We start from the raw sequence: 24,217 nt of genomic DNA, 5'->3' as shown, positions 1-24,217 counted from the left end.
CTACAACTATGTAAGATTTTTCCTCCCATTTCGCCCGTCACGTTCGTTTTTGGATAGAGGGGCGATCACCGAATGGAGCGCACGTTGGATTGCAGGCACACTAACGGACATCGCCTACCCCTCCCCCTGTGACAACGAGGCCGATGAGCATGCATAGCCACTCGCACGGTCGCATGGCCGAATTCATTCCCGCCCTGGAGGCGATGGCCGAGATCAGCGAGGGGTTCGCCGCCTCGCTGGAGATCGGCGAGACCCTGCACATCGCGCTCGCCCGGACCATGGCGCAAGTGGGGGCGGAGGCGGGGTCGCTGTTCCTGCTCGACGAGTCGGGGGAGCGGCTGGTCTGCCGCGCCAGCGCCGGACCGGTGGAGATCGGTGGGCTGGAGCTCCCGCTGGACAAGGGGATCGTCGGCAAGTCGGTGCGCGAGGGGCGCTGCCAGATCATCCGCGACGTGCGCGACCACCCCGACTTCCATCAGGCGGTGGACGCCGATACCGGCTTCGAGACCCGCTCCATCCTCTGTTCCCCGCTGATCGTCCAGGGCGACTGTCTGGGAGCCCTGGAGCTGATCAACAAGGTGGGGGGCGACGGGCTGTTCGACGAGGAGGACCGCCACTTCCTGCGGGCGCTGGCCGCCCCGGCGGCGCTGGCGGTGCGCAACGCACGGATGGCCGCTACCCTGGTGGAGCAGGCGGTGGAGCGGGAGCGGATCGCCCGCGAGCTGGAGCTGGCCCGCGAGATCCAGTGCTCGCTGCTGCCCAAGCCGCCCGCCGCCGACTTCCCGGTGCATGGCCTCAATATCTCCGCCCGCGAGGTCTCCGGCGACTTCTATCAATACCTGCCGTTGGCCGACGGGCGGATCCTCTTCTGTCTCGGCGACGTCACCGGCAAGGGGGCCCACGCGGCGCTCTTCATGGCGCGCACCACGAGCCTCTTCCGCGCCTTCGGCAAGGTGCTCCACGACCCCGGCGAGCTGCTTGCCCGGCTCAACGACGAGGTGTGCGAGACCTCCACCCGCGGCATGTTCGTTACCCTCGCCGCCGGCCTCTACGATCCGGCGATCGATCGGGTACGGCTGGCCAATGCCGGCCACGAGCCGCCCCTCTACCGGGATGCGCGCGGGGGCTACCGGGAGTTCTGGGCCTCGGCGCCGCCGGTGGGGGTGCTCCCGGGGATGGTTTACGAGGAGGCGGAGTTCACGTTGGACGGGGGGGCGCTCTACCTCTTTTCCGACGGCCTCACCGAGGGGCAGGTCGCAGGGGCGCAGCTCACCGCCGATGGGGTGCGCGGGCGGATCGACCGCTTCGCCGCGCTTCCGCCGGCAGAGCGGTTGACGGCCATTGTCGAGCCGCTGGCCGGCGAGAGTCCGCTCCACGACGACATCACCCTGCTGGTGCTGGAAACGCCGCGGTGAGCGGGCTGCTGGAGATGATCGTTCCAGCGGAGGCCGGGCAGCTCAAGGCGTTGCGCGATGCGACCCGCGACACCCTGCTCGCGGCGGGGGTTGCCGAGGCGCTGTGCGAGCGGCTGGTGCTGGCGGTGGGCGAGGCGGCGATGAACGTGGTGCAGCACGGCTATCGCGGCGCTCCGGGTGAAATCACCCTGGAAATCCTCAATAATCCCGGCGAACTGCTTTTCCGGCTGCACGACCGAGCACCGCCGGTGAACCCGTCCACGCTGCGCGGTCGCGCGCTGGACGACCTGCGGCCGGGCGGCCTCGGCCTGCGCTTCATCCGCGAGTTGATGGATCGGGTCGACTACCTGCCACCGGCGGAGGGGAACGGAAACCTGCTGGAGATGCGGAAGAGATGGCGTCCGCGACAGGGGGAAGAGAGTCCGCAAATGAACGCGAATGAACGCGAATGAGTCCAGTCGGGTAAGGTGTGCCGACGATAGGGGGCGCACCGCTCGGAAAGGGCGGTGCGCCTCGTTCCTCGACATAACGACAACACGAGACCCAGCCGATGGAGTGCACCGTTTCCCCAATCGACGGCCGTGACCGTATCGCCCTCGGCGGCGACGTGGACCTGGCCAGCTCGCCGAAGGCGCGCAAGGCGATCCTCGCCGCCCTCTCCGCCGGTCGCGGCCTGCTGGTGGACCTCTCGGCCGTCACCTATATCGACAGCTCCGGCGTCGCCACCCTGGTGGAGGGGTTCCAGCGCGCCCGCGAGCAGGGCCTCCCCTTCGCCTTGGTCGGGGTCAGCGAGTCGGCGCGGCGGGTGCTGCAACTGGCCCACCTCGACCGCATCTTCCCGATCTTCCCCGACGTCGGGACGGCGCTCGCCGATGGCGGCTGAGTCGCCGCCCCGCCCGGCGACCCCGCTGCGCTGGCTGGAGCTCCTCGGCCGCCGCTCGGTGGCGGCGGTGGAGGAGCTGGGCTACCACTTCGCGCTGCTGGTGGAGAGCCTCTACTGGATCGCCTGGGGGCGGCGCATCCGCCAGCCGGTGCGCTTCGCGGCCGCGCTGCGCGAGATGGTGAGCGTCGGCCTCAATGCGCTGCCCATCGTCTCCGTGCTCTCCTTCTCGGTTGGCGTGATGCTCGCCATCCAGGGCATCCACACCCTCAAGACCTTCGGCGCCGAGGGGCAGGTGGTGGTGGGCATCGCGCTGTCGGTGACCCGCGAGTTCGCGCCGCTGATCGTCGCCATCCTGGTGGCGGGCCGCTCCGGTTCGGCGTTTGCCGCGCGCATCGGCACCATGCAGATCTCCCAGGAGGTGGATGCGCTGCGCGTGCTCGGCATCAACCCGGTGCGCTATCTGGTGGCGCCTGCGCTCGCCGCGATGGTGGTGATGCTGCCGGCGCTCACCTTCTTCGCCGACCTGCTGGGACTTGCCGGTGGGGCCGCCTACAGCGCGGCCGAGCTGGGCATCGGCCTCTCCAGCTACGCCGAGCGGACGCTTCAGGTGCTCTCGGTCGAGGACGTGGTGCAGGGGCTGGTGAAGAGCCTGGTGTTCGCCGTGCTGATCACCCTGATCGGGGTGGCCAACGGCTTCCAGGTCTCCGGCGGCGCCGAGGGGGTGGGGCGTGCCACCACCCGCGCGGTGGTGCTGGCCATCGCCGCGATCCTGGTCGCCGACATGCTCTTCACCTTCTTCATGAACCGATGATGATGAACATCCAACCCCTCACTGTAGGAGCGGCCCCCAGGCCGCGATGGCGCCGTATCGGTTCCTGCCGGCAGTTGAATCCGACGCGCCGCACTTCGTCCCCATCGCGGCCTAGGGGCCGCTCCTACAGGGAGCGCCGGAGGGATGGCTGAAGAGGCGGCGATCGAGGTCAGCGGCCTGCGCGTCGCCTACGGCGGGCGGGAGATCCTCAAGGGGATCGACCTCACCGTGCGGCGCGGCGAGATCCTGGTGATCATGGGTGGCTCGGGCTCCGGCAAGTCCACTTTCCTGCGTCAGCTCCTCGGTCTGGAGAAGCCGCTGGCCGGCTCGGTGAAGCTGCTCGGCCAGGACATCACCACGATCGGTGCTCGCCAGATGTACGCCCTGCGCAAGAACATCGGCGTCTCCTTCCAGGGCGGCGCACTGTTCAACTCGATGTCGGTCGGCGACAACGTCTGCCTGCCGCTGCGCGAGCACACCGAGCTGGACGAGGCAACCATCCGCATCATGGCGCGGATGAAGCTGGAGGTGGTCAACCTGGCCGGCTTCGAGGATCTCATGCCGGCCCAGCTCTCCGGTGGCATGATCAAGCGTGCCGCGCTGGCCCGGGCGATCGTCATGGACCCCAGACTGCTCTTCTTCGACGAGCCCTCGGCGGGCCTCGACCCGGTGGTCTCGGCCGAGCTGGACGAGCTGATCCTGCGCCTGCGCGCGGCCATGCGCATGACCATCGTGGTGGTCACCCACGAGCTGGAGAGCGCCTTCAAGATCGCCGACCGGATCACCTTCCTCGACCGCGGCGAGATCCTGATGACCGGCACGGTGGAGGAGGTGCGTAACGCCGACAACCCGCGCATCCAGGGGCTGCTCAACCGCCGGCCGGAGGCGATCGAGCTGGATGTGGACGACTACCTGCGGCGCCTCACCGGGCGTGGATGAAATAGAAGCGAAACGATGAAACACCAGAATGTCCCCTACATCGCCGTCGGCCTGTTCGTCCTCTCGATGCTGGTCGGTCTGGTCGTGCTGCTCGCCTGGCTGAGCGGCCGCACCGGCCCCGCCGATCGCTACTTCGTCGACTACGCCAACGTCGCCGGGGTGGTGCGCGGGACGCCGGTGAGCTACCAGGGCTACCCGATCGGCCGGGTCGAGGCGCTCACCCCGCGCCCCACCGCCGAGGGGATGCGCTACCGCCTGGAGCTGGCGGTGGAGGCGGGCTGGCCGATCCCCGAGGACAGCCTGGCGCGGGTGGTCGCCTCGGGGCTGCTCTCGGCGATCACCATCGACATCGCCGAGGGTACCTCGAAGAGCCTCGCCAAGCCCGGCGCGCAGCTCGCCGGGCGCGAGGGGGCGAACCTGTTCGCCGCCATCGATGCCATCGCCGGCAACGTCGGGGAACTCACCGAGCACGGCTTCATGCCACTACTCGAAAACCTCAACCGGCGGGTCGACCACATCGCGGGGGTCCTCGAGGAGCACGGCCCGCGGGTGCTCGGCAACCTGGAGAGCAGCTCCGCGAAGCTCGACGCTGGGGTGGGCGAGGTGCTGGTGTCGATCCGCGAGCTGACCAGCAAGCTGCGGCGCAGCGCCGACGACCTGGGTCGGCTGGTCGGGCCCGAGACCGAGGGGAGCGTGCGCAACGCGCTCGCCTCGGTGGAGGCGAGCGCCGCCAACTTCGAGAAGCTGTCGGCCGACCTGCAGCAGACCCGGGGGCGCCTCGACACGGTGGTGAAGGATTCCCAGGCGATCGTCAGCGGCAACCGCCGCGACATCGAACAGTCGGTGGCCGACCTGCGCGCCAGCCTCCAGTCGGTCTCCCGCCACATCGGCGCGGTGACCCGCAACCTGGAGGTGGCCAGCCGCAACATGGCCGAATTCAGCCGCGAGATCCGCCAGAACCCCGGCCTGCTCATCGGCGGCACGCCACCGGCGGATCGGGCGCGGTGACCAACACGGAGTGCTTTTGTGCGCTGGGCCGCGCCGCTCGGGGTGGACGGTGCGCCCGTTGAGGCGAGCGCTTTCGTTGAAAGGTGCGTCTTGACACGAAGGGCAAGAAGGCGAACGGTCTGCACCGCGAACAAAGAATTCCGAATCCCAAGCCACAACAACCCTCCGTGGTAACGCGGCGGGCAGCAAGAGAAGGATCCACCGTGATGAGACGAATCGCGCTGCTTCTGGCAACCGTCGCAACGCTGGCCGGCTGCGGGTCGGCGCCGCCGGTGCCGGAGAATCGTTTCTATCGCCTGCCGGTGGAGGCGCCGGTGGCGCTCGCCGCGCCGGCGGTGCCGGGGGTGCTGGCGGTGGGGACGATCCACAGCGACGGCCTGCATGCCGAACGGCCGGTGCTCTACGCCGAGGCGGGGCGCTCCGCGGAGCTGACCCAGTACCACTACCATGCCTGGGCCGACGCCCCGCCGCTGCTGATCCAGGAGAGCCTGCTGCTCCACCTGCGCAGCGCCCGCGCCGCCCCCCTGGTGGTGACGGACGACGCCCGCGCCGACTGGGACTACCGCCTCTACGGCCGCCTGCGCCGCTTCGAGCGGCTGCTCGATGAGGCCGGCGGTTCGCGGGTGGTGGCCGAGCTGGAGCTGGGGCTGGAGTCCCGCGACGGCCGCCAGCCGCTGCTGCTCAAGGACTACCGCGCCGAGGAGCCGGTGGCCGAGGACAGCCTCGACGCCACCGCCGGCGCCTTCTCCCGCGCCCTCGGGCGGATCTACCGCGACCTCACCGAAGACCTGGCCGCCACCACCTACCCGAAGTAAGCGGGCGCCTCACGCCGCCTCAGGCTCCACACAGAATCGGCGGATCATCCCTTCGAGCAGCGCCACCGTTGGCTCGATGCGCGCCACTTCCAGGTACTCGTCGGGCTGGTGGGCCTGATCGATGTCCCCCGGCCCGAGGATCACCGTCTCCATCCCCAACTGCTGGAAGTAGGGTCCCTCGGTGCAGAAGGCCACCGCCCCCGCCTCTTGGTGGGTCAGCGCCTCGCTCTCGCGCACGATCGGCGAGGCGGCGGCGGTCTCCATCGGCGGGGCGCCGGAGAAGAGCGGCTCGATCTCGAGCTGCAGCGCGCTCTCCCCCAGCCGGCCGCGCAGCCGCCGCTCCAGCTCCCCGCGCAGCTCCTCCAGCGCCATCCCCGGCAGCGGCCGCAGGTCGATGTGCAGCTCGCACTGGCCGCAGATCCGGTTGGGGTTGTCGCCGCCGTGGATGTGGCCCAGGTTGAGGGTCGGCACCGGCACCGCGAAGAGCGGGTTGCGGTGCTTGCCCTGCATCTCCTCGCGCCAGGCGAGCAGCTCCCCCAGCACCTGGTACATCCCCTCCAGGGCGCTCACCCCGAGGCTCGGGTCGCTGGAGTGGCCGGCGCGGCCGATCAGCCGGATCGACTCCATGATGATCCCCTTGTGGGCGCGCACCGGGCGCAGCCCGGTGGGCTCGCCGATCAGCGCGTAGCGCCCCTGCGGCCGCCCCTGCTTGACCAGCTCCAGGGCGCCGTCCATGGAACTCTCCTCGTCGGCGGTGGCGACGATGGTCAGCGGCTGGCGCAGGTCGTCGGCCCGGAAGCGGCGCGCCGCCTCGATGGCCAGCGGGAAGAACCCCTTCATGTCGCAGGTGCCGAGCCCGTAGAGGCGCCCCTCCCGCTCGGTGAGGGTGAAGGGGTCCGAGTTCCAGCGCTCCAGGTCGAAGGGCACGGTGTCGCTGTGGCCGGCCAGCACCAGCCCGCCGTCCCCCTCGCCGAGGGCCGCCACCACGTTGAATTTGTCGACGTGGCCGGGGATCGTCATCAGTTCGGTGCGGAAACCCAGGTCGGCCAGCCAGTTGGCGAGCCGTTCACTGACCTCCCGGTTGCCCGAATCGAACTGGGGCGAGACGCTGCTCACCGAGGGGGCGGCAACGACGGCGGCGAACATCTCCATCAGGGTGGGGGCGGCGTGGGCCATGGCGGGGTGATCCGGTGTGAGACAGAAGGCGCCAAGGGTACACGGAGTGGCACGGAGGCTGTAGCGTCGGCGGCGATGTGACAAAGAGATGACGCGACGCCGATCCTGGGCTAGGTTTATCGGATTGCCCAATCCGCAACAGGAGTACCCATGACCCACACCCCGGAGACCACCACCGTCGACGGCGAAGCGCTCACCCTGGACCAGCTCGCCGAGCGCTACCGCACGCTGAAGGAGAAACACGACGACTACCGCACCAAATCCAAGAAGGCGGTCACCCGCCGCCGCCAGGAGCAGGAGCTGAAACCCTACCAGGCGCAGCTGATCAAGATGCAGCAGCAACTGGAGCGGGACAACAGCCGCATGATCATCGTCTTCGAGGGGCGCGATGCGGCCGGCAAGGGGGGCACCATCCGCCGCGTCACCCGCTACATGAACGAGAAACACTACCGGGTGGTGGCCCTCGGCAAGCCCTCCGACGTGCAGAAGAGCCAGTGGTTCTTCCAGCGCTACGTGGAGCAGTTCCCCCACGGCGGCGAGGTGGTGCTGTTCGACCGCTCCTGGTACAACCGGGCGATGGTCGAGCCGGTATTCGGCTTCTGCTCGGATGAGGAGTACGACCACTTCATGACCGGCGTCACCGGCTTCGAGAAGGAGATCGTGCGCCAGGGGACCAAGCTGGTGAAGCTCTACTTCTCGGTGACCAAGGAGGAGCAGGCGCGGCGTTTCGAGCGGCGCAAGACCGACCCCCTGCGCCAGTGGAAGCTCTCCGAGGTGGACGTCCAGGCCCAGGACCATTGGGAGGACTTCACCAACGTCAAATACGAGATGCTGCGGCGTACCCACACCTCCGCCGCACCGTGGACCATCATCCGCTCGATGGACAAGCATCAGGCGCGGCTCAACGCCATGAAGGTGATCCTCAACGCGGTGGACTACGAGGGGCGCGACCCCAACCTGGACTGGGTGCCCGAATCCGACGTGGTGATCTCCGGCGCCCGCGAGCTGGAGATCATGGACGCCCAACGCCTCGCCGGCGGCAGCTTCACCGGCTGACGAAAAAAGGGGGAGGGCGGCGCTTGGGGCGCCGCCCTCCCCCTTTTTTCGTAAGTGGGGAAGATAAGGCTTGGATGGGCACCCCTCTCACCGGTAGGAGCGGCCCCCAGGCCGCGATTCTCTCCGACCGCTGCGGCCACGAATGTGGAGCCTGTCCCGTCCGGCAGGTGGGTCGTTCCTTTAACCTTTCACCTTTAGCCCTTCGCCTTCTTCACGCATCCATCACATCGATCAGACTCTGCCGAAACGCGCCCAGCAGTTCGCTGGTCGCCTCGATCCCCTGATCGTCCATCAACGAACCGAGTGCGGTGCCGATCCAATCGGCGATCGCCTGCTCCGGCTCCACCCCCGATCGGGTGGCATCGGTCATGTAGAGATCGAAAGCGATGTCGAGGTCCATGACGGTCTCCTCTCGGATGGGGGATTAAAGGGAGCATGGCGGCGGCGTGTGACCGGGGTGTGACGCCCGACGCCCGCTCCCGCAAGCGATACAGCCTCTACTATATGGGCAGACGAGGAATCCGCAAACGTTTGCTGACGAAGGAGATGTCGGCGTTCGTGCGGATCACGATGCTGGTTTTTGCAATCCTCGTCGCCGGTGAAGGGACAACTGCCGGGACGGACTGCGCCACCGCTCCCCTGGCGCTCCAAGTCCTGGGCGACGGCGGCCCCGAATTCAACCCCGGCCGCGTTTCGAACCGTAGGGTGGATAAGCGACAGCGCATCCACCGGAACGGAGGCAGCGGCTACCCGGTACGGGTCGCCCCGGCCGACCGATGGATGCGCTCCGCTTATTCACCCCACGGCGTCAACGAACCACCGGGCGATTACGACCCGGCCAGCACCGCGGCGAGCTTCTCCAGCCACCCGCTGTCGGTCAGCGTAAGCGCCCCCGGGCTGTCGCCGTTGGTGAGCAGGACGAAGGCGACCTGCTTGTCGGGGAAGAAGCCCATCACCGAATTGAAGTTGTCGAAGCTGCCGGTATGGCCGACGTAGCGGAGGCCGTTGACCGTCTTGATCTCCAGGCACATCCCGTACTCCTCGGCAGTGGCGGGGCCGGGCGAGAGCTGCTGCCGCGCGGCGACGTTGGCCGCTCCGGCGACGCGCACCCCTTCGGGGGTCAGCCCCTGGCGCATATCGGTGATGATGTAGCGCATCATGTCGCCGATGGTCGACTTCAGCCCCCCCGACGGCGCGCTGTTGTCCTCGGCCACCTCCACCGACTCGGAGACCACGAAGCGGCCGTTCTCGAAAGCGTGGGAGCGGGCCATGCGGCCGGTGGCGCGGGCATCGGCGATCGGCACGAAGGAGTTGCCCATGCCGATGGGATCGAGGACCTTGCTCTTCAGCAGGGCGACGTAGCCGGCGTAGAGGTTGTTCAGATCCTCGTCGGTCACCGCGCCGTGGTCCCGTTTCGCCACCGCCAGCACTCCCAGGTAACCGGCGAGCGAGGTGCCCAGGTTGCTGTACTGGTAACGCTCGCCGGGGTTCCCCACCAGGGGCTGGGAGGGGAGCTGCTCGAACAGCATGCGGGCCGCCTCGTTCACCTCGAAGTTGGCCTCCTTGGGCAGGCCGCTGCTCATGTCGAGCAATTGGCGGATGGTGATGGTGCCCGCGGTCTGCGGATTGGCCGTGGCGAAGGCGGGGTAGATCTCCTGGGCGCGGGTATCCCACTGCAACACCCCCTCGTCCACCAGCACACCGATCAGGAACGAGGTGAGCGCCTTGTTGGTGGAACCGATGTGGAGCAGGTTGTCGGTGTTCATGGCGGCGCTGGTGGAGACGTCGCTGAAACCGAACGCCTCCGCCATCACCACGCTCGAACCCTGGGCGATCCCCAACACCGCGCCGGGCACCTGCTTGTCGACCCCCACCACCTGGTTCATGTAGTCGCGCAGGGTGGCCAGGGCCGCGCTGCTGAGGGTGGTTGAAGTGGCCGCCCCGTCCACCGCGGTGTGGCTGCGGTAGCGCCAGGCAACACCCGGGAGATCCACCGCCCGCGCCAGTTCCGCGCGGAAGGTGGCGCCGTTGATGGTGATGGCGTTGATCGTCAGATCCAGATTGGCCGCCACGCTGGTGCAGAGGGCCGCCACCGCGGTGCAGCTCGCCGGCTCAAGCGTCCCGCCCCACTGCCATGCCAATGGCGTACCGGCGAGCGGCTGCAGGGTGGTGCGATAGGTCGCGGACCCCACCTGGACGCAGGGAAGTTGAATCTCTGAACCGTTGACCAGACTCGCCGCCGGACAGCTCTCCGCATTCGCCACCGGAGCGAACGGGACACCAAGCAGCAGCGGCAACAGTAGAAGGGACTTGTTCATGGACCAACCACTCAGTGAGGAAAAAGGTGGAGAATCTTAGTTCCAGGGTTAGTTTTTGTCGCCGGAAAAATTTAGCGTCGTTCGGCGCGCTGTAATCCGCAGGAGGAACGGGCGCCGCGATGATGAGTGTATTCCTACGGGCGGCCTGATCGCTATTCGGGCTTGCGGGCGGTAACCCAGAGAAAGACCTCGCCGCCGATTCCGCGATAGTCGGTCGCCTCGATCGCGAAACCCGCCCTTTCCAGCTCCTCGCGCAACGCCTCCGGCCGCTTGTGGCTGTAGTAGAGCTCCTGGCCCATGAACGCCTTGTAGCCGTCGAACTCCGGCTGCCCGGTGTAGGCCTCGGTGGCGTAGGTGAAGAGCGCGCTTCCGCCGGGGCGCAGCCAGCGGAACATCTTCTCGAACAGCGCGAAGTGATCGTCGCGGGGGAGGTGGAAAAGGGCGTAGATGACGGTGACGGCGTCGAACCGGGCGGGGGGAAACTCCGCGTCGCGCATGTCGGAGAGAATCGCCTCCATCTGCGGAACGTATTTGCGCGCCATCTCCAGCATGTGCGGCGAGAAGTCCACCCCGGTCGCCGACCAGCCGCGGGCGATGAAGGCGGAGGCGAAGGGCTCCCCCGCCCCGCAACCGAGATCGAGCACGCGGCCGTTCTCCGCATCGAGGCGTGCGAAGAAATCCTCGAACACCTCGGTCATGTCGAAGAGACCGCGGTTCTCCTCGTAGGTATCGGCGAAGCGGTCGTAGATGGTGGCGAGGGATTTGCGCATGGGGTGGTCGTTTCCGGTGTAGGGCGGGTCATGCAGGTACCAACGGTTTGGCGAAAAGGCAGCGTCACGCCTTGGCATCGGGCAATGCGGAATCCGGTATTTGCGAAACGGTGAAGGGCATTACGCCCCGCCGCTCAACTCGATCTCCTGGTAGATCTCCGCCAGCGGCAACTCGGCTTCGATGGCGGGCAGCGGCAAGGTATCGGTCGGCTCGCGGTACTCATGGAGCACCCACTCCCGACCATCCGGCGAGCGGCGGAAGTGCTCCACCGCCAGCGTCTCGGAATCGACCAGCACATAGTCGAGCAGGCTGGTGATGGAGCGGTAGTGGACGAACTTGTCGCCACGATCGTAGGTACGGGTGGATGGCGAGAGGACCTCGAAGATGACGGCCGGATTGAGCAGGGTACGCTGGTCGTCGGTCAGTTCCGGCTTGCCGCAGAACACCGACACGTCCGGATAGGTATCGAGCCCGGACGGGGTGTGAACGCGCATATCGCTGTTCATGGGCCGGCACGGTTTACCGGCAGCGCGACGACTGAGCGCGGAAAGGATGTTTCCGGCAATGGCGGCGTGGTTGAAGGTCCCGCCGGTCATGGCGAAGACCTCGCCAGCGAGGAACTGATGGCGAATCGGGCTCTGCTCCTCCATGGCCAAGTAATCGTCCCGGCTGATCTTCTGCGTTGCGGCCTGCGGCATCGGTCTCTCCCCGCGGTGCGTCTTTGCTACGTTGCCCCCTACCACCATTCCGGAGCGAAAGATTCGTTGGGGATGGAGCACTAGTATAGCGACTTGCCAACAACGACAGTGGGTTGGAACAGGCCCCCATCGACCACCCGGTAACCCATCGCCCGATACCCCTTCAGCCGCTTCTCCCACATCCGCACCAGCGGCGGGTGGCAAGTATCGACGTAGTCATGAGGCTCCTTTCCTGCACCGTAAATCGTCGGCCGCCAACGGGCGAATGCGCCGGTGGGGGAGGGGAAAGGGGGTTCGCATCAGAGGAAAACGGAACGCCATGCCGTTCAAGGAGTTCCCGCAGGCGGGCATTTTCCCGGCGAAGCGCGGACAACTCCTCGTTCAGATCGGTATGATCGCTCCCTCCCACCCCCGACGCTCCCGGTGATTACGCCCAGACCATGGCAACGTCGTAAGGCATCAACAACCGATCGTGGGTCACCAGCGTCAGACCTTCACACTGCGCCTGCGCGATCAACAGCCGATCGAACGGATCGGCATGATGAACCGGCAACGAAGCCACTTTCAAAGCATGGGCATGCTCCACGGGTAGCGGAACGACCCCGTCACGACTGAGGCGCGGCGGCACGAACGTCTCGGGTGCCTCCGGCAACGGGAGCTTACCGAGCCGATATTTGATCGCCATCTCCCAAGAACTCGCGGCCGAAAGGTGAAGGGTGTTGGCGCAGTTTTCCATCAGTGCTACCGCCTCCCCGTCGATCCGCTCCGGCGAGGCGATCATCCAGAGCCACACGTGGGTATCCAGCAGCAGCTTCACGGCGACGATGATTCGAAAGAGGCCAATAGGTCGTCGGGCAACGGCTCGTCGAAGTCGTCGGGCACCTCGAACAACCCCCGATCCCTGCCGAAACGCCGTTTCGCGACCGGTTCTTCGTAGGCCAACAGCCGCGCGATCGGCCGCCCCGCCTTGGCGATCACCACCTCGTCACCCGCCGCCACCTCCGCCAGCAACCGGGACAGATGGGTCTTTGCCTCATGAATGTTCACCACATGCACCGCGTTCTCCTGATTGGGGAGCCATACCGGACAAACAGACTAACAGCCACAAAAGCCTAGTCAACTTGTCCGCAGGACGGGCATAGAAACTCTTTCGCGGTGGGAACGATCGGAATCGGTCAGACTGGTGTGGAACCTTCCCGGCGCTACGGCACCGAGCGCAACACCGAGACCTCCTCCGGCGAGAGCCCGACGATTTCGGCAACCTCGTCCACGGCCGTCCCCTTGGCGAGCAGGGTTCGGGCGATTTGCACGGCGCGGCGGCGTTCGCCCTTTTCCACTCCGCGGGTCTCACCCTCCACCAGTCCACGTTCCCACGCCCCCTCCGCCAACAACCGGCCCCACCGCTCCACCGCCTCGGGATCGTCCAGCGCCGGGGCCGGCGGCGGGGCCGCATCGTCGCCGTATTCCGGCACCGTCGGCAATGCCCCCACCGTGCGGAAACCGGGCAGGCCCTGCATGAAATCCCGGCTGGCGGCCAACACCCGGCCGGCCAGATCGAGCACCTGCCCGCGCAGCACGGTGAGCTGCTCGTCGCTGATCCGGTAATCCTTGGAGTAGCGCGCCTCAATGTAGGCGCGCTTGAGGAGGTCGAAGCGCTCCTGGTCGTCGGGCGCGCGGCGCGGCAGGGCGTCGATCAGTAGCGGGTGGAACTCCGCCCCCTTGTTCACCAGTTTCTCGATGTCGTGGGTGCGGAATTTGTAATTGTTGAAGACCAACGTCAAAGCGTGAAGATAGCGCTCCACCGACTGATGAAGCAGAAAGGCCGCATGGGAGTGCAGGCCGCGGGCCAGGTAGTAGCCGGTGCCGCGCCAGAACTCGTTGGCGCTGTTGAACCAGTCGTCGAGATCGGAACTCGCCTGCTTCAGCCGCTGCTCCGGCGGGATCACCCTGGGCGGGATCGCCAGCGTGGAGCGCTCGGCATCGAGCAGCGCGACCCCCTCCTTGACGATGTCGGTGAAGAAATACTGCCCCTTGCGCAGGTGCCGGTTCACCTCCTTGATGGAGTGGACCAGCAGGGTGATGGAGACGGGATCGGCCAGTGCCCGCAGGTCCCGCTCCAGCCGCGCCCACAGCCGGCTGTTTTCGGTCAGATCGGGCTCGGAGGGGATCACCAGCAGGTCGTAGTCGGATTCGTAGCCGGTCTCCGGGTCCTCGACCCAGTCGCCGCGGGCGTAGCTGCCGAAGAGGATCACCCAGTCCACCGGAACTGCCTCGCAGATCCATTGGGCGATGCCGCGCAGTTGGCGCGCCTTCGCCTCCGGCAGGTAGGCGAGATCCGCCTTGCGCCGGAGCCGCCGCCGCGGACTGCGCATTTCCGAAGGGTCGATGGGCACGGTCGGGGAGTCGGTCATGGCGGCAGGGGTCCATCCTGAAACGTCCGCTGCATACTACCTGCCGTGCCGTCAATTTGCACACAAATGGTTAGCGGCAATGGCAGCAGGTAACCACGGGAATTTCACAGTGTTCAGGGTGACGGGAACCTGTGCAACGATTCATATGCAAAATTCAAGAGCAAACCCGCCCCCCTGCTTGCCCGGCGTCACCAGGAGACCTATGTTGAGACCGATTAAACGACCTGTTGCAGGCGCACCACGATGCCCAAAGAGATCCTCGCCGACACCGCCGTCAGCATCTCCGAGCTGAAAGAGAACCCCCACGCCGCGGCCATGAGCGGCGACGGCTTCCCGGTGGCGGTGCTCAACCGTAACGAGCCCGACTTCTACGGCGTCCCCGCCCAGGCGTGGGAGGCGCTGATGGACAAATTGGAGGATCAGGAACTCAACGCCTTCGCCGACCAACGCGCCGACGAGGAGAGCGTCGAGGTCCGGCTCGACGCGCTATAGGCTGGCGTTCAAGAAGAGCGCCCTCAAGGCGTGGCGCGAGCTGGACGGCAGCGTCCGCGAAGTCTTCAAAAAGAAGCTCACCGAACGGGTCTGAAATCGCCGTGTAAATGCACGCCTATGAAGCCGTCCCCTCGACCCGCTCCGCCCACGGCCTGGCCGCCCGCTTGCCGTGGCTCCGCACACGGCCGCCGGCGTCCACGCCGCGGGCTCCGCTGCCTGCCGGGCTCCGCTCCTGAGGGTCAACCTCCGGCCAGCCGGAAACCGATGAGGCCGAGGCGGCTGCCCGGCGGGTTGCCCATGCGCCGGGCCGAGCGCAGGTCGAGCCCGTGGCTGACCCAGCTACCACCGCGCAGCATGCGGCTGCGGCCCTCTGGTGGCCCGGCCGGATCGACAACCGGCTCCTCCGGGTAATCCCCCAACCAATCGGCGCACCACTCCCACACGTTGCCGTGCATCTGGTAGAGACCCCGGGGGTTGGGGGGGAAACGATCCACCTCGACCGTTGCATCACGGTCTTCGTCCTTCGGACCTCCGTTGTATGGATACTCACCCCAGTAGTTGGCCTGTCCCGGAGGCAGTTGCTCCCCCCAGCTGAAGGGGCCGCGAGTACCGGCGCGACAGGCATACTCCCACTCCGCCTCGCTGGGCAGACGCAATGTGAGGCCCGCCAAGCGCTCGTTTGCTCGCTGGAGGAAGCGCTGGCAGTCGTCCCAGCTAACGCTATTCACCGGGTGGTTGGGTGAACCGGAAGAGCGAGAGGGGTCCTCTCCCGTCAGCGCCTGCCAAAGTGCCCGCGTACAGGCGGTCTCGGCCAGCCAGAAGCCTTGGGTCAGGGTGACCGGGTGTTGGGTTTCGTCGCTCTCACGCTCGGGCTCCTCTTCCGGGGAACCCATCAGAAAGCTCCCCGGCTCGATCCAGCGCATCACCTGGCGCACCTCGCCGATGGCGAAGGCCTGCCAGAGACCGTAGCAATCCTCGCCCCAGGCGACGGCCCAGGAGGCGGGAAACTCGGGTGGGTTGGGATCAAGGTTCATGGCACCACCGGAAAAAGGCGGCCCACCGGCAGGCTTTCGGCACGCAGGGGCTCGCCCTGGCGCCTACTCACGCACCGGAGGCCCGGGCTTCGTCCGACCCGCGGATCTGCGGATCGAAACGGGACAGCGCGCTGGTTTATCGACCCTCCGGCCCATAAAGCTCCGGCCAGCCGGAAACCGATGTTGTCGTTGCGGTTGTCCGGCGGGTTGCCGTTGCGCTGGGCCGAGCGCAGGTTGCGCCCGTGGTTGGCCCAGCTACCGCCGCGCAGCACGCGGTTGCGGCCCTGCTGCACGCGGCCCCTTTGGTCCGGGTTACCCATCGAACGGTAACCCCGGACGCAAACACTGTTTACGCCACGCCGGATCGTCGGCGGGCAGCAGTATCAGCAGTATCGCAGACGCTCCAGAAACTGTTCTCGCCGTCGGCCACGAAGTGGCGGTCCACCTGCAACACGGCGTGGCTGGCCAAAAAGGCGTTCAGCCGTTCGCTCTCCTCCTGTGGGTCCAGCGCGCGGATGTGAAAGAAGGTGTAGGCCATCAGTGGTTCTCCCGCCGATCGGGGTGGCCCCCCGCCGGCGCCTTGAGCCCCTCCCCGGCGGGGCTCCGCACCCGCCGGTCGGCGCTCATGCCGCCGGCTCCCTCGCCTGCTTGCGGGTCGAAACCTCCGGCCAGCCGGAAACCGATGCTGTCGCCGCGGCCGCCCGGCGGGGAGCCGCTGCGCTGGGCCGAGCGCAGGCTGCGCCCGAGGGCGGCCCAGCTACCGCCGCGCAGCACGCGGTTGCGGCCCCTGGCCGGACCGGCCGGATCGTTGATCTCCCCTTCGGGGTAATCACCCAGCCAGTCCTGGCACCATTCCAAAACATTGCCGTGCATCTGATAGAGGCCCCATCGGTTGGGGGCGAAACGCTCCACCGGCAGGGTACGCCGCCGCTGTTCGCCCTTCGGACCGTGGTTGTAAGGATAGTCGCCATGGTAGTTGGCCTGGTCGGTGGCGAGGGTATTCCCCCAACTGAACGGGCCGTCGCTGCCGGCGCGGCAGGCGTACTCCCACTCGGCCTCGCTGGGGAGGCGTAGGCGAAATCCCTCGATCGACTCGTTGGCCCGTTCCAGGAAATGGTGACAATCCTCCCAGCTCACCTGCTCCACGGGGTGGTCGGCCGAGTCGGTAAAATGGGCCGGATTCTCACCCGTCACCGCCTGCCAGAGGGCCTGGGTGCAGGCGGTATCGGCCAGCCAATAGCCACGGGTGAGGGTGACGGTATGGGGTGTTTCATCGTCGTATCGCTCGGGCTCGTCGGGCGGCGAGCCCATGCGAAAGCGCCCCGGCGCGATCCAGCGCAGGCGCTGACGCGCCTCGCCGAGCCGCAGCTCCGCCCACAGGCCGTAGGCGTCCACCCCCAGCGCCCGCGCCCAGGGCCAGGGGTTTTCGACACAACGCCAGAGCGCCTCGGGCCGCTCCGGCCCCGCCGGTTGCAGGGCGAACAGCGCGCCTTCGGCGTGGGCGAGATGGAGGACGCCCCGTTCGTCCTGCCACAGGCGCTCGGCCCACACCGGGCGCTCGAAGCGCCGCAACCGGTAGTGCCAACCCCGATCGATGATCTCGACCTGCTCGCCGCTCACCGGTAGGTGGTCACCGATGATGACGTTGTCGGTCGGCGAGTAGGGGTGGGCACCCAGCGGAAGCAGGGCGCGCTCCGCCCGGGCGCGCACCTGGAGCCCCGTGCCGATCTGACACAGCCAGCGGGGGGCGGGCGACTCCGGTTCGGCGAACTCCTCCGCGTGATAGCCGCCGGGCAGGGGTTCGCCCAACACCCAGGCCGCCTGCCGCGCCAGACGAAACAGCGGCTGCCAGTCGGGGAGGGGGTGTTGGCGGGCCAACTGGTCCAGCAGGGGCAGATAGGCCGCCAGCCCGATGGGGACCTCCGCCGACGCCGGCGGCCGCCCCCGCAGGCCCTCCAGTTGCCGCAGCAGCCGGGGGAACTGATGCGGCTTGGGGGCCTCCAACAGCGCCGACTGCAACCGTTCCATCTCCTCGGCGCGGGCGTTCAACGTGCCTCGCCACTGATCCAAGGCCCGTTGCAGCGGGATACGCAGCCGCTCTTCGAGGGCATCGAAGGCGTGCAGGGCGGGCAGCAACCGGCGGACACCCAGCTCCAGGTAGCTGCCGCTATCGCGCACTTCGGGGTGGTTGGCGAGCGCCAGCTCCGCCTGGACGCCGGCACCGGGCAGGGCATGGCGCAGATAGCGCAGCTGCTCGCGGCCGGTCTTCCAGGTCCGCGAGAGGAGGGCAAGCAGGGTGTCCAGGTGGCGCGGGCCGTCGCCCCCGTCGCGCGCCCCGCGGGGGTCCAGCGGGGTGCAAGGGGCCGGCGCATCACGCAGGTGGCACACCGGAAGCAGCCGCACCGGGTGCCCCCGTGCCTTCAGTCGGCGAATCAGGGCCAGCCACTCCGCGGCGATCCGCCCGTCGTGCAGTGCGCCGAAGGCCCCCAGCAGCAGGACCTGGGAGTGGCGTTGGATCGCCCCCTCGTCGGCGGGCGAGAAGTGCCCATCCAACTGCTCCCAGGCGCCATCGGGGCCGTTGCGCAACTGAAAGGCGGTGAGCCCCGGGGAACCCACCAGCGCGACCAGCGAGCGCCACGCGGCGTAGAGGTCGGGGTGGACCTGGCGCAGGCTCTGCGGGCGGTCGATGAGGAGGGTGATGGGACCGTTGAAATGGCGCCGCGGCAGCAGCGGCAGGCGGCCGACCGGTCGGGCGCGGGTGAGATCCCGCAGGCAGCGGGGCAGGTCGATCCGCCGCCCCTGGCCGTGCCCGACGATCACCTCGTCCCACAGGTTCTGCCACTGCCCGCGGCTGCGCAGGGGCGGGGCGGCGATGAATGCCCGCGAGCGCGGTTGCGGCGCGGGATCGAGCAGCGGGAGCGGCCCGTCGGGCGACTCACTCTTCTCTGTCTTCAGCGCTTCGCAGGCGGTGACGACCCAGGCGAAGGTGGGCCGCCGGGCGGTGCGCAGGGCGCCTTCCGGCGGCGCTTCTCCATCGCTTCGTCCACGGTCGGCCGGAGTGGAGGAATCCGCCTCCCCGCCGGGTCGCATCGGTACGGCGTCGTCGCACGCATACCCCAGCAGCGCCGCCAGACGGGCGGCACGGGAACCGTCATCGCCCGCGATCCGCTCACCGGCGCGCAGGGTGCGCAGCAGGTCGGCGCGGCTGCTCATGGCTGGTCCGGATTGACCCGACTCTTGTGGAAGTAGTGGCCCAGCCGCGTCAGCCACGCGGCCGGGTCATCACCATCGCCGGCCAGCTCATCGAGGGCGCGCAGCAGGTCGAGGTATTCGGCCAGGCCGGTTCGCGGCAGGTCGGTGCAGTCGTTGCGATCGGCGACGATCTGCGCGGCGGCCGTGCTGCGCAACTCGGCCTCCAGGTCGGGGAAGACCACCGCGCCGATCCGCTCCAGATGGGCCTGGACGTCCTTGCCCAGCGACAGGGAGAGCACCACGCAGCGGCGCAGCAGGGCGGGGGGCAGTTCGCGGCTGTTGTTGCTGGTGAGCACCACCAGCGGCGGCGGACCCGCGGAGGCGATGGAGCGGCCCAGCGGCGGGACGTTGAAGCCGCCGTTGCCCAACACCTCCAGCAGGCCGTTGGTCAGGCTGATGTCGGCCTTGTCGATCTCGTCGAGGAGCAGCACCACCCCGCTGCGGGCACACGGCTCGATCGCCAGGGGAGGGTCCGGAACGAAGTTGGGCGCCCCCGTTGTGTGTTGCGCCTCACCGCTACGGGCGTCGAGCGCCCACCAGATCGGCCCGGGGCCGATGTAGTGGGCGACGTTGCGCACGTCGCGAGGCGGGGTGGCCGGCACGGCTTCACCATCGCTTGAACCCCGCGCCGCCGGGATGCTCCCCGCCAGTTGGGCGTCGGCCAGCCGGCTGGTGTGGTCAATGCGCCAGAGCAGGTCGGTGTATTCGGTGTCGGGCTGGATCACCTCGTAGATGAACGGCCGCCCCAGCACCTCGGCCGCCGCCCGTGCCAACTGGCTCTTGCCGATGCCCGGTTCGCCCTGCACCAGCAGCGGCTTGCCCGCGGCCAGGGCGGCGATCAGGGCGTCCACCGCCGGCGCTTCCAGCAGGTAGCGGGTGGCGGGCCAGGAGCCTCGGGCCGGCAGGGGGAAAGCGGTGGCGGCGGCACGGTCCAGCCGGTCGATCTCGGTTCGCCGGAGGGCCCGGAGTTCGTTTTTGCGCTCTTTGGTCATGGTTTCCTGCCTAATCGTCAGCGGGCCAGCGGGGAACCCAGTCCCTGACTACGCTCTTGACGTTTTTGGAGAGGGCAGCCGCATGTTCACTGGTTTTGACAACGGTCTGCATAATGCCCGCGCTCGTCCCCGAGCCTCCTGCGTCCCCTCCATCGGGAGGATCACCACCGCCGTCGCCGGAACTTCCCCCGCCGTCCCCACCCGGCTCTTCGGTAGTCCCGTCTCCCAGCTCCCGCAGCCGTTCATTCACCCGCCAGGTGCCTCTCGCCATCCAAGCGCTGAGCACCCCGACGTTACCGCGCATTACTTCGCACTGCTTCACATCCGACGGATGGATCTGGAACAGGTAAAGGTTGCTCAACCAATCGTGCAAATAGCCAAGGACCCCGCTGGGGACGCGGCCCCGCACGCGGGCAAAGATATAGTAGTGATCTTCCAGATTGCGCGCCCCGAGGACGTCGTCGAGCAGGCCGCAGTACTGTAGGAAGCGCGCTTCGCTGTTGGGCTCGTGATATTGGGGACACTCGATGGAGAGCCCGCCGTTCAGCTCACCGATCGCTTGCACGAAGGCGTGGGCCCACGCCTTCGGGTCATCCTCTTCCTCGCCGCAATCGTCAAGGTCGACGCACAGGGTGACGTCGGGGCGGTCGTCCAGCTCGTTCTCATTGAAGGGCTTGAGGCGTTGGCGCCCGCGCGAACCCAGGCTTCGATCGATGGCGAAGATCAGGGTGTGGCGGTACGCCACCCCCTTCACCCCGTGGCACACTTCGTCCCCCTTGCGCTCCTCGTCCTGGAGGCTCGGCAGGGGAATGGAGGAGGCCAGCAGGATCTCCGGGAAGAGATTCCGCAAGGCTCGCAGGGCGGACATGTCGGCCCGGGTCGCGCCGGCGAGGAAGTCATCGATGGCGCGGCCCAACGGGCGTAGCAGGGTACCATGCTGTTCCCGGGCAATCAGCTCGGCCATGAGTCTGGCCGCGGTGGTGAGATCATCCACCGGTTGCCGGTCGCCGAGCCGGGAAAGGCCCTCGAACAGCAGATCGTAGAAACGCCGGTGGTCGATCGCCGCCAGCGCCCTTTCCAACGGCCGGTGATCCACTTCACACGCCGCCCTTTGGGCCTTCATTTCATCCGCCCGCCGGGCCGAACGAAAGGCCTTCAGACTCTCTTCATGGGCCTCGCGCAGCACCGCCTCGTCCACGGCCAGCACCTTTGCCATGCGCGCGAACCACCGAGCGGCGGGGGTTTCGGTTTCGTGGGAATCCCAACGTTGGACGGTCTTCGGACCCACCCCGACGGCTCTCGCGAACAGCTCCTGCTTGGGGTACTCCGACTTTTCCCAGAATGTTCTCAACCAGCCCATGGTCTCCACCTCCTTGCGGAAAAAATTATCAGTGCCCGTCGCGGATGACAAAGGATGGTGGTGGACATTCGCTGGACAAGTGGTGGACACGCCTGGGATTCATCTTCGCCCCGTGCCCTTTACCGCTTTGATCGTTCCCACGCTCCAGCGTGGGAACGCATCCCGCGACGCTTCGGCGTCGCGATTGGCGTGGCAGCGGGGAGCGTAGGACACGGGACGCTGGAGCGTCCAGCCCTGCGTTACCACGCTGGAGCGTGGGAGCGATCAGAATTCCAATCCATGCACCAAGGCTGTCGCGCCGATCAATGTATCGGGAATCAATAGTCCGTGACTCTTTCCGTAGCTCAACAGCCACTCATACCGCTGAGAGGAAACTGGCGTTGTCAAAGGCGGCATGGTGAACTCATCGATCAACTCTCGCGCTCGACCGACCTCCACTTTATTGCGACATCCGACGATGAGTTCCATCGCCGATACCACCGAAACCGCCAACTCCTGGTAAGAGGCAGGGCTAGGCCATTCTCCGCTATACCGAAGGAACCATCTCCGATGGGTTTCTCAGCGATCTATGGACCCGAGACTCGGTTATTCACCGCATCCAGTGACTGGGTCAGTCCGCCAAGAATCTGCCAGAAGAGATCTGGGAGAAGCACCCGGAGATCCCCTGGCGGAAGATTATCGGGATGAGAAATTCCCCAAACTCGATTGACCCGGGAACGGTGTAAAACTGGGGCGTGTCCAAGCTACCGACCAGACCGTTGAGGGAGACCGCTGTCATGTCCACCATCACCTTCGATGACGTATCCGCGGAGGCGTTGGGCGCGCGTATGGGACGAGAAGCTGCCCGATTCAAACCGAAAACCCGGTTTAAGGTGATTTTGGAGGAACTTGAAGAAGGCAGCGTTCCCGATGACCCGGCGGCGGAGTTGATGACGTTGGCGGAGAGGATTACGCGCAAAGCTCGGGAGCGCGGCCTCACAGACGAAATGCTGAAGGAAATCCTCTCGGAAATATGATGGGTGCTTCCTATGTCGTCGATACCAACGTACTGATTAGCACTATATCTTTCCAAAGGCTAGGCCCTGGCGCGTGTCGTTGGGATTGGGCAGGTTCTCTATTCCCCGGAATCCGTGGGGGAGTTGATTGGTGTGCTGGAAAGACCCAAGCTGGCGAGCCTGATTGATGCCGAGGACCGGGCGGACTTCGTTGCGTTTTGTTTCGCGCGTTTTCGGTTGGTTCGCCCCACCTAGACCATCACCGAGTGCCGCGACCCCAAGGACAACAAGTTCCTGGAACTGGCGGTGGCGGGCGGGGCGAGCGCCCTCATCACCGGTGACCAAGACCTGCTCGCCCTCCACCCCTTCCGGGGGATTCCGATTCTCGCCCCTGCCGACTTCCTCGCGCAGTATCCTGATTGACCGTCCGGTTGTTGGCACCCACCGAAACTTTCCCGTCCGAATCCTACGTCGTTGAATATGCAGGGAATTTCTATCGGGCTGTCAGATGAAGCAGGAAGTTTTCGCCCGCTCTTTGCGATGGGTGTCCTGCCAATTCCCTCTCAACAAGAGTATGGGGATGAACCAAAGATAGAAGCGGTAGATCCCGATGCCGGGAGGGAACACGTTATCTGAAAAACGGTAGGCGTACTCGATCTCCATGGTGATCCGGCGTGTTGCGCTTGGGACGGTTTCGTCCTTCCCGATGAACGTCATGTCCATAGGGGGGCGGGAGGGTCGATCAGCGCGTGGTTCTCAAGGTCGTGGTCGGTGGCAAGCCGCTCATCGAATGTAGTTTTCGACCAGCATCGCCCTGGAACGCTTGGGATCATAGACCACCGTGACGGCGGTGCCCGGCGATAGGTGATACAGCAGCCAATCGTTCGAGCAGCGTGCCCGTACCTCCGTATTCCCGCGGCCCGCTTCGCCGATGGAGATGTGGACATCCGAGCGTGTAGAGCCCGGCCACCCCGGCCATGAGACATCGTTGTGTTTGGTCACGAAGACCACGGTACCGGACGCCAGCACGCCCTTCTTGAACAGCCTTCGATCCCGCAGCACCTGGGAAATGCGCGGCCAGTAGAGCGGCATGAAAAAGAGCAGGCCGAACAACGGAAAGAGGAGAAATACGCCGACCGGAGGGCCGTTCTGCGAGGCGCCGGCGATGGCGTTCACCGACGGGTCGTCCGCCAAATAGATGACCGGGACGGTATCGCCGGCGCGAAGCGTCGCATAGGCGCTCTGCGAACACACCGTATTCACGCCGTGGTAGTCGGTTTGATGGGCGGTGAATGAATAGCGCACCTCCACGCTATCGCCTTGGCAGATACGCCCGTCGGCCAACTGGCTCACCTGCCCGGTGGCCGTTTCGGTCTCCCATACCGACAGCATCGCATCGCGGTCGGTGGAGAGGATCATCAGCGGGATGAGGGAAAAGACCACCAAAACGAACAGTGGAAGGGTCAATCCCTGCCATTTGAGTACGCGCGACAGGGCCAGTCCCGGCAAGACGGTCGCCTTGCGAGGTGGACGTTCCGGTATGGCGGGGAGGAAATCGTGAAGCGGCATGGTTCCATCCTTTGAGGCTCGACGCTTGAACGTAAACGATGTCGTCGTTCGGAGGATCTTATCTCAATGCCGCCGAAGGAACATTGTCACGACGGTTTCCTGTTCACGACCCCAGATTGTGAAATCTGTAAGAAACTCCGGATAGATTTGCCGAAGACGCCATCCTGATCCCGTCTGAAATCGTCGCGAAAAAACCGCGACCCCGAGGATGACCTCAGGTCT

The 24,217-nt window shown here is 66.7% G+C and carries 28 protein-coding genes; 11 read left to right on the top strand and 17 right to left on the bottom strand.

The features are described from left to right. Positions 1-149: 149 nt before the first annotated feature. From ACYQ2W_RS13810 to ACYQ2W_RS13780, 7 genes are all read left to right on the top strand, one after another. Positions 150-1,415 carry a PP2C family protein-serine/threonine phosphatase gene (locus ACYQ2W_RS13810; protein WP_459868087.1) on the top strand — a complete coding sequence of 422 codons (1,266 nt, stop codon included), beginning with the start codon at positions 150-152 and terminating at the stop codon, positions 1,413-1,415. Beyond that, entirely contained in the window at positions 1,412-1,867 is a 456-nt protein-coding gene (locus ACYQ2W_RS13805) for an ATP-binding protein (RefSeq protein WP_459868084.1), read from the top strand. Before ACYQ2W_RS13810 ends, ACYQ2W_RS13805 begins: the two co-directional genes overlap by 4 nt. A gap of 98 nt (positions 1,868-1,965) precedes the next feature. Next, positions 1,966-2,298 (top strand): STAS domain-containing protein, encoded by a 333-nt coding sequence (locus tag ACYQ2W_RS13800; protein WP_459868081.1) that lies wholly within the window; start codon positions 1,966-1,968, stop codon positions 2,296-2,298. Then, on the top strand, positions 2,288-3,109 hold the full coding sequence (locus ACYQ2W_RS13795; protein WP_459868078.1) for an MlaE family ABC transporter permease: 822 nt from the start codon (positions 2,288-2,290) through the stop codon (positions 3,107-3,109). The genes ACYQ2W_RS13800 and ACYQ2W_RS13795 overlap by 11 nt, the downstream gene beginning before the upstream one ends. Positions 3,110-3,253: 144 nt before the next feature. After that, positions 3,254-4,048 carry an ABC transporter ATP-binding protein gene (locus ACYQ2W_RS13790; protein ID WP_459868075.1) on the top strand — a complete coding sequence of 265 codons (795 nt, stop codon included), beginning with the start codon at positions 3,254-3,256 and terminating at the stop codon, positions 4,046-4,048. Between the two features lie 15 nt (positions 4,049-4,063). Further along, positions 4,064-5,056, top strand: a complete 993-nt coding sequence (locus ACYQ2W_RS13785; RefSeq protein ID WP_459868072.1) for an MlaD family protein — start codon at positions 4,064-4,066, stop codon at positions 5,054-5,056. Between the two features lie 206 nt (positions 5,057-5,262). Next, a complete protein-coding gene (locus ACYQ2W_RS13780) occupies positions 5,263-5,871 on the top strand; it encodes an ABC-type transport auxiliary lipoprotein family protein (protein ID WP_459868069.1) in 609 nt (202 codons plus the stop codon). 9 nt (positions 5,872-5,880) lie between these two features. On the opposite strand, the gene argE is transcribed toward ACYQ2W_RS13780, so the two are convergent. After that, positions 5,881-7,047, bottom strand: coding sequence for an acetylornithine deacetylase (gene argE, locus ACYQ2W_RS13775; protein ID WP_459868066.1), 1,167 nt, complete (start codon positions 7,045-7,047; stop codon positions 5,881-5,883). A gap of 150 nt (positions 7,048-7,197) precedes the next feature. On the opposite strand from argE, the gene ppk2 reads away from it, so the two are divergent. After that, entirely contained in the window at positions 7,198-8,103 is a 906-nt protein-coding gene (ppk2, locus tag ACYQ2W_RS13770; protein ID WP_459868063.1) for a polyphosphate kinase 2, read from the top strand. Positions 8,104-8,314: 211 nt separating this feature from the next. On the opposite strand, the gene ACYQ2W_RS13765 is transcribed toward ppk2, so the two are convergent. The 7 genes from ACYQ2W_RS13765 to ACYQ2W_RS13735 all read right to left on the bottom strand — a co-directional run bounded on the left by ACYQ2W_RS13765 (position 8,315) and on the right by ACYQ2W_RS13735 (position 14,301). Beyond that, positions 8,315-8,503: a hypothetical protein gene (locus ACYQ2W_RS13765; protein ID WP_459868060.1), complete on the bottom strand. Its 189-nt coding sequence runs from the start codon at positions 8,501-8,503 to the stop codon at positions 8,315-8,317. A 427-nt stretch (positions 8,504-8,930) separates the two neighbouring features. Further along, the gene (locus tag ACYQ2W_RS13760) at positions 8,931-10,421 is read right to left on the bottom strand and encodes a serine hydrolase domain-containing protein (protein ID WP_459868057.1); all 1,491 of its coding nucleotides are present in this window, start codon (positions 10,419-10,421) and stop codon (positions 8,931-8,933) included. 152 nt (positions 10,422-10,573) lie between these two features. After that, positions 10,574-11,191 carry a class I SAM-dependent methyltransferase gene (locus ACYQ2W_RS13755; RefSeq protein WP_459868054.1) on the bottom strand — a complete coding sequence of 206 codons (618 nt, stop codon included), beginning with the start codon at positions 11,189-11,191 and terminating at the stop codon, positions 10,574-10,576. A 120-nt stretch (positions 11,192-11,311) separates the two neighbouring features. After that, positions 11,312-11,890, bottom strand: coding sequence for a Uma2 family endonuclease (locus ACYQ2W_RS13750; RefSeq protein ID WP_459868051.1), 579 nt, complete (start codon positions 11,888-11,890; stop codon positions 11,312-11,314). 427 nt (positions 11,891-12,317) lie between these two features. Next, the gene (locus ACYQ2W_RS13745) at positions 12,318-12,707 is read right to left on the bottom strand and encodes a type II toxin-antitoxin system VapC family toxin (protein WP_459868048.1); all 390 of its coding nucleotides are present in this window, start codon (positions 12,705-12,707) and stop codon (positions 12,318-12,320) included. Continuing rightward, positions 12,704-12,946 carry a type II toxin-antitoxin system Phd/YefM family antitoxin gene (locus tag ACYQ2W_RS13740; RefSeq protein WP_459868045.1) on the bottom strand — a complete coding sequence of 81 codons (243 nt, stop codon included), beginning with the start codon at positions 12,944-12,946 and terminating at the stop codon, positions 12,704-12,706. The genes ACYQ2W_RS13745 and ACYQ2W_RS13740 overlap by 4 nt, the downstream gene beginning before the upstream one ends. A gap of 146 nt (positions 12,947-13,092) precedes the next feature. Continuing rightward, positions 13,093-14,301, bottom strand: a complete 1,209-nt coding sequence (locus ACYQ2W_RS13735) for a HEPN domain-containing protein (protein ID WP_459868042.1) — start codon at positions 14,299-14,301, stop codon at positions 13,093-13,095. A 243-nt stretch (positions 14,302-14,544) separates the two neighbouring features. Here ACYQ2W_RS13735 and ACYQ2W_RS13730 point away from each other — a divergent pair, with 243 nt between their 5' ends. After that, complete coding sequence (locus tag ACYQ2W_RS13730; RefSeq protein ID WP_459868039.1) at positions 14,545-14,793, top strand: type II toxin-antitoxin system Phd/YefM family antitoxin; 249 nt, start codon at positions 14,545-14,547, stop codon at positions 14,791-14,793. Between the two features lie 239 nt (positions 14,794-15,032). Here the strand turns inward: ACYQ2W_RS13730 and ACYQ2W_RS13725 are convergent, their stop codons facing one another. The 7 genes from ACYQ2W_RS13725 to ACYQ2W_RS13695 all read right to left on the bottom strand — a co-directional run bounded on the left by ACYQ2W_RS13725 (position 15,033) and on the right by ACYQ2W_RS13695 (position 21,923). Continuing rightward, the gene (locus tag ACYQ2W_RS13725; protein ID WP_459868036.1) at positions 15,033-15,827 is read right to left on the bottom strand and encodes a formylglycine-generating enzyme family protein; all 795 of its coding nucleotides are present in this window, start codon (positions 15,825-15,827) and stop codon (positions 15,033-15,035) included. Next, positions 15,824-16,147, bottom strand: coding sequence for an SUMF1/EgtB/PvdO family nonheme iron enzyme (locus tag ACYQ2W_RS13720; protein WP_459868033.1), 324 nt, complete (start codon positions 16,145-16,147; stop codon positions 15,824-15,826). Before ACYQ2W_RS13720 ends, ACYQ2W_RS13725 begins: the two co-directional genes overlap by 4 nt. A 29-nt stretch (positions 16,148-16,176) precedes the next feature. Then, positions 16,177-16,365, bottom strand: a complete 189-nt coding sequence (locus ACYQ2W_RS13715; protein ID WP_459868030.1) for a hypothetical protein — start codon at positions 16,363-16,365, stop codon at positions 16,177-16,179. Continuing rightward, positions 16,365-19,040, bottom strand: a complete 2,676-nt coding sequence (locus tag ACYQ2W_RS13710; protein ID WP_459868027.1) for an SUMF1/EgtB/PvdO family nonheme iron enzyme — start codon at positions 19,038-19,040, stop codon at positions 16,365-16,367. Before ACYQ2W_RS13710 ends, ACYQ2W_RS13715 begins: the two co-directional genes overlap by 1 nt. After that, complete coding sequence (locus tag ACYQ2W_RS13705) at positions 19,037-20,071, bottom strand: AAA family ATPase (protein ID WP_459868024.1); 1,035 nt, start codon at positions 20,069-20,071, stop codon at positions 19,037-19,039. The genes ACYQ2W_RS13710 and ACYQ2W_RS13705 overlap by 4 nt, the downstream gene beginning before the upstream one ends. A 10-nt stretch (positions 20,072-20,081) precedes the next feature. Next, complete coding sequence (locus ACYQ2W_RS13700) at positions 20,082-21,431, bottom strand: hypothetical protein (RefSeq protein ID WP_459868021.1); 1,350 nt, start codon at positions 21,429-21,431, stop codon at positions 20,082-20,084. A gap of 264 nt (positions 21,432-21,695) precedes the next feature. After that, on the bottom strand, positions 21,696-21,923 hold the full coding sequence (locus ACYQ2W_RS13695; RefSeq protein ID WP_459868018.1) for a PIN domain-containing protein: 228 nt from the start codon (positions 21,921-21,923) through the stop codon (positions 21,696-21,698). A gap of 284 nt (positions 21,924-22,207) precedes the next feature. On the opposite strand from ACYQ2W_RS13695, the gene ACYQ2W_RS13690 reads away from it, so the two are divergent. Beyond that, complete coding sequence (locus ACYQ2W_RS13690; RefSeq protein WP_459868015.1) at positions 22,208-22,447, top strand: hypothetical protein; 240 nt, start codon at positions 22,208-22,210, stop codon at positions 22,445-22,447. 237 nt (positions 22,448-22,684) lie between these two features. Beyond that, positions 22,685-22,849 (top strand): putative toxin-antitoxin system toxin component, PIN family, encoded by a 165-nt coding sequence (locus tag ACYQ2W_RS13685; RefSeq protein ID WP_459868116.1) that lies wholly within the window; start codon positions 22,685-22,687, stop codon positions 22,847-22,849. A gap of 81 nt (positions 22,850-22,930) precedes the next feature. Here the strand turns inward: ACYQ2W_RS13685 and ACYQ2W_RS13680 are convergent, their stop codons facing one another. Continuing rightward, on the bottom strand, positions 22,931-23,089 hold the full coding sequence (locus ACYQ2W_RS13680) for a hypothetical protein (RefSeq protein WP_459868012.1): 159 nt from the start codon (positions 23,087-23,089) through the stop codon (positions 22,931-22,933). Between the two features lie 120 nt (positions 23,090-23,209). After that, on the bottom strand, positions 23,210-23,995 hold the full coding sequence (locus ACYQ2W_RS13675; protein ID WP_459868009.1) for a hypothetical protein: 786 nt from the start codon (positions 23,993-23,995) through the stop codon (positions 23,210-23,212). Positions 23,996-24,217 lie beyond the last annotated feature (222 nt).

Source organism: Endothiovibrio diazotrophicus (assembly GCF_054657215.1).
Note: the sequence above shows the minus strand (reverse complement) of the source record. Positions and strands in the feature narration are given on the sequence as shown.

What these genes read in the sequence shown, in the direction of transcription:
- ACYQ2W_RS13780 (WP_459868069.1), top strand. Translation starts at nt 5,263, where the DNA reads ATGAGACGAATCGCGCTGCTTCTGGCAACCGTCGCAACGCTGGCCGGC.
- ACYQ2W_RS13810 (WP_459868087.1), top strand. Translation starts at nt 150, where the DNA reads ATGCATAGCCACTCGCACGGTCGCATGGCCGAATTCATTCCCGCCCTG.
- ACYQ2W_RS13750 (WP_459868051.1), bottom strand. Translation starts at nt 11,890, where the DNA reads ATGCCGCAGGCCGCAACGCAGAAGATCAGCCGGGACGATTACTTGGCC.
- ACYQ2W_RS13755 (WP_459868054.1), bottom strand. Translation starts at nt 11,191, where the DNA reads ATGCGCAAATCCCTCGCCACCATCTACGACCGCTTCGCCGATACCTAC.
- ACYQ2W_RS13735 (WP_459868042.1), bottom strand. Translation starts at nt 14,301, where the DNA reads ATGACCGACTCCCCGACCGTGCCCATCGACCCTTCGGAAATGCGCAGT.
- ACYQ2W_RS13690 (WP_459868015.1), top strand. Translation starts at nt 22,208, where the DNA reads ATGTCCACCATCACCTTCGATGACGTATCCGCGGAGGCGTTGGGCGCG.
- ACYQ2W_RS13785 (WP_459868072.1), top strand. Translation starts at nt 4,064, where the DNA reads ATGAAACACCAGAATGTCCCCTACATCGCCGTCGGCCTGTTCGTCCTC.
- ACYQ2W_RS13705 (WP_459868024.1), bottom strand. Translation starts at nt 20,071, where the DNA reads ATGACCAAAGAGCGCAAAAACGAACTCCGGGCCCTCCGGCGAACCGAG.
- ACYQ2W_RS13680 (WP_459868012.1), bottom strand. Translation starts at nt 23,089, where the DNA reads ATGGAGATCGAGTACGCCTACCGTTTTTCAGATAACGTGTTCCCTCCC.
- ACYQ2W_RS13700 (WP_459868021.1), bottom strand. Translation starts at nt 21,431, where the DNA reads ATGGGCTGGTTGAGAACATTCTGGGAAAAGTCGGAGTACCCCAAGCAG.
- ACYQ2W_RS13800 (WP_459868081.1), top strand. Translation starts at nt 1,966, where the DNA reads ATGGAGTGCACCGTTTCCCCAATCGACGGCCGTGACCGTATCGCCCTC.
- argE (WP_459868066.1), bottom strand. Translation starts at nt 7,047, where the DNA reads ATGGCCCACGCCGCCCCCACCCTGATGGAGATGTTCGCCGCCGTCGTT.
- ACYQ2W_RS13760 (WP_459868057.1), bottom strand. Translation starts at nt 10,421, where the DNA reads ATGAACAAGTCCCTTCTACTGTTGCCGCTGCTGCTTGGTGTCCCGTTC.
- ppk2 (WP_459868063.1), top strand. Translation starts at nt 7,198, where the DNA reads ATGACCCACACCCCGGAGACCACCACCGTCGACGGCGAAGCGCTCACC.
- ACYQ2W_RS13720 (WP_459868033.1), bottom strand. Translation starts at nt 16,147, where the DNA reads ATGGGTAACCCGGACCAAAGGGGCCGCGTGCAGCAGGGCCGCAACCGC.
- ACYQ2W_RS13710 (WP_459868027.1), bottom strand. Translation starts at nt 19,040, where the DNA reads ATGAGCAGCCGCGCCGACCTGCTGCGCACCCTGCGCGCCGGTGAGCGG.
- ACYQ2W_RS13795 (WP_459868078.1), top strand. Translation starts at nt 2,288, where the DNA reads ATGGCGGCTGAGTCGCCGCCCCGCCCGGCGACCCCGCTGCGCTGGCTG.
- ACYQ2W_RS13675 (WP_459868009.1), bottom strand. Translation starts at nt 23,995, where the DNA reads ATGCCGCTTCACGATTTCCTCCCCGCCATACCGGAACGTCCACCTCGC.
- ACYQ2W_RS13730 (WP_459868039.1), top strand. Translation starts at nt 14,545, where the DNA reads ATGCCCAAAGAGATCCTCGCCGACACCGCCGTCAGCATCTCCGAGCTG.
- ACYQ2W_RS13765 (WP_459868060.1), bottom strand. Translation starts at nt 8,503, where the DNA reads ATGGACCTCGACATCGCTTTCGATCTCTACATGACCGATGCCACCCGA.
- ACYQ2W_RS13715 (WP_459868030.1), bottom strand. Translation starts at nt 16,365, where the DNA reads ATGGCCTACACCTTCTTTCACATCCGCGCGCTGGACCCACAGGAGGAG.
- ACYQ2W_RS13790 (WP_459868075.1), top strand. Translation starts at nt 3,254, where the DNA reads ATGGCTGAAGAGGCGGCGATCGAGGTCAGCGGCCTGCGCGTCGCCTAC.
- ACYQ2W_RS13725 (WP_459868036.1), bottom strand. Translation starts at nt 15,827, where the DNA reads ATGAACCTTGATCCCAACCCACCCGAGTTTCCCGCCTCCTGGGCCGTC.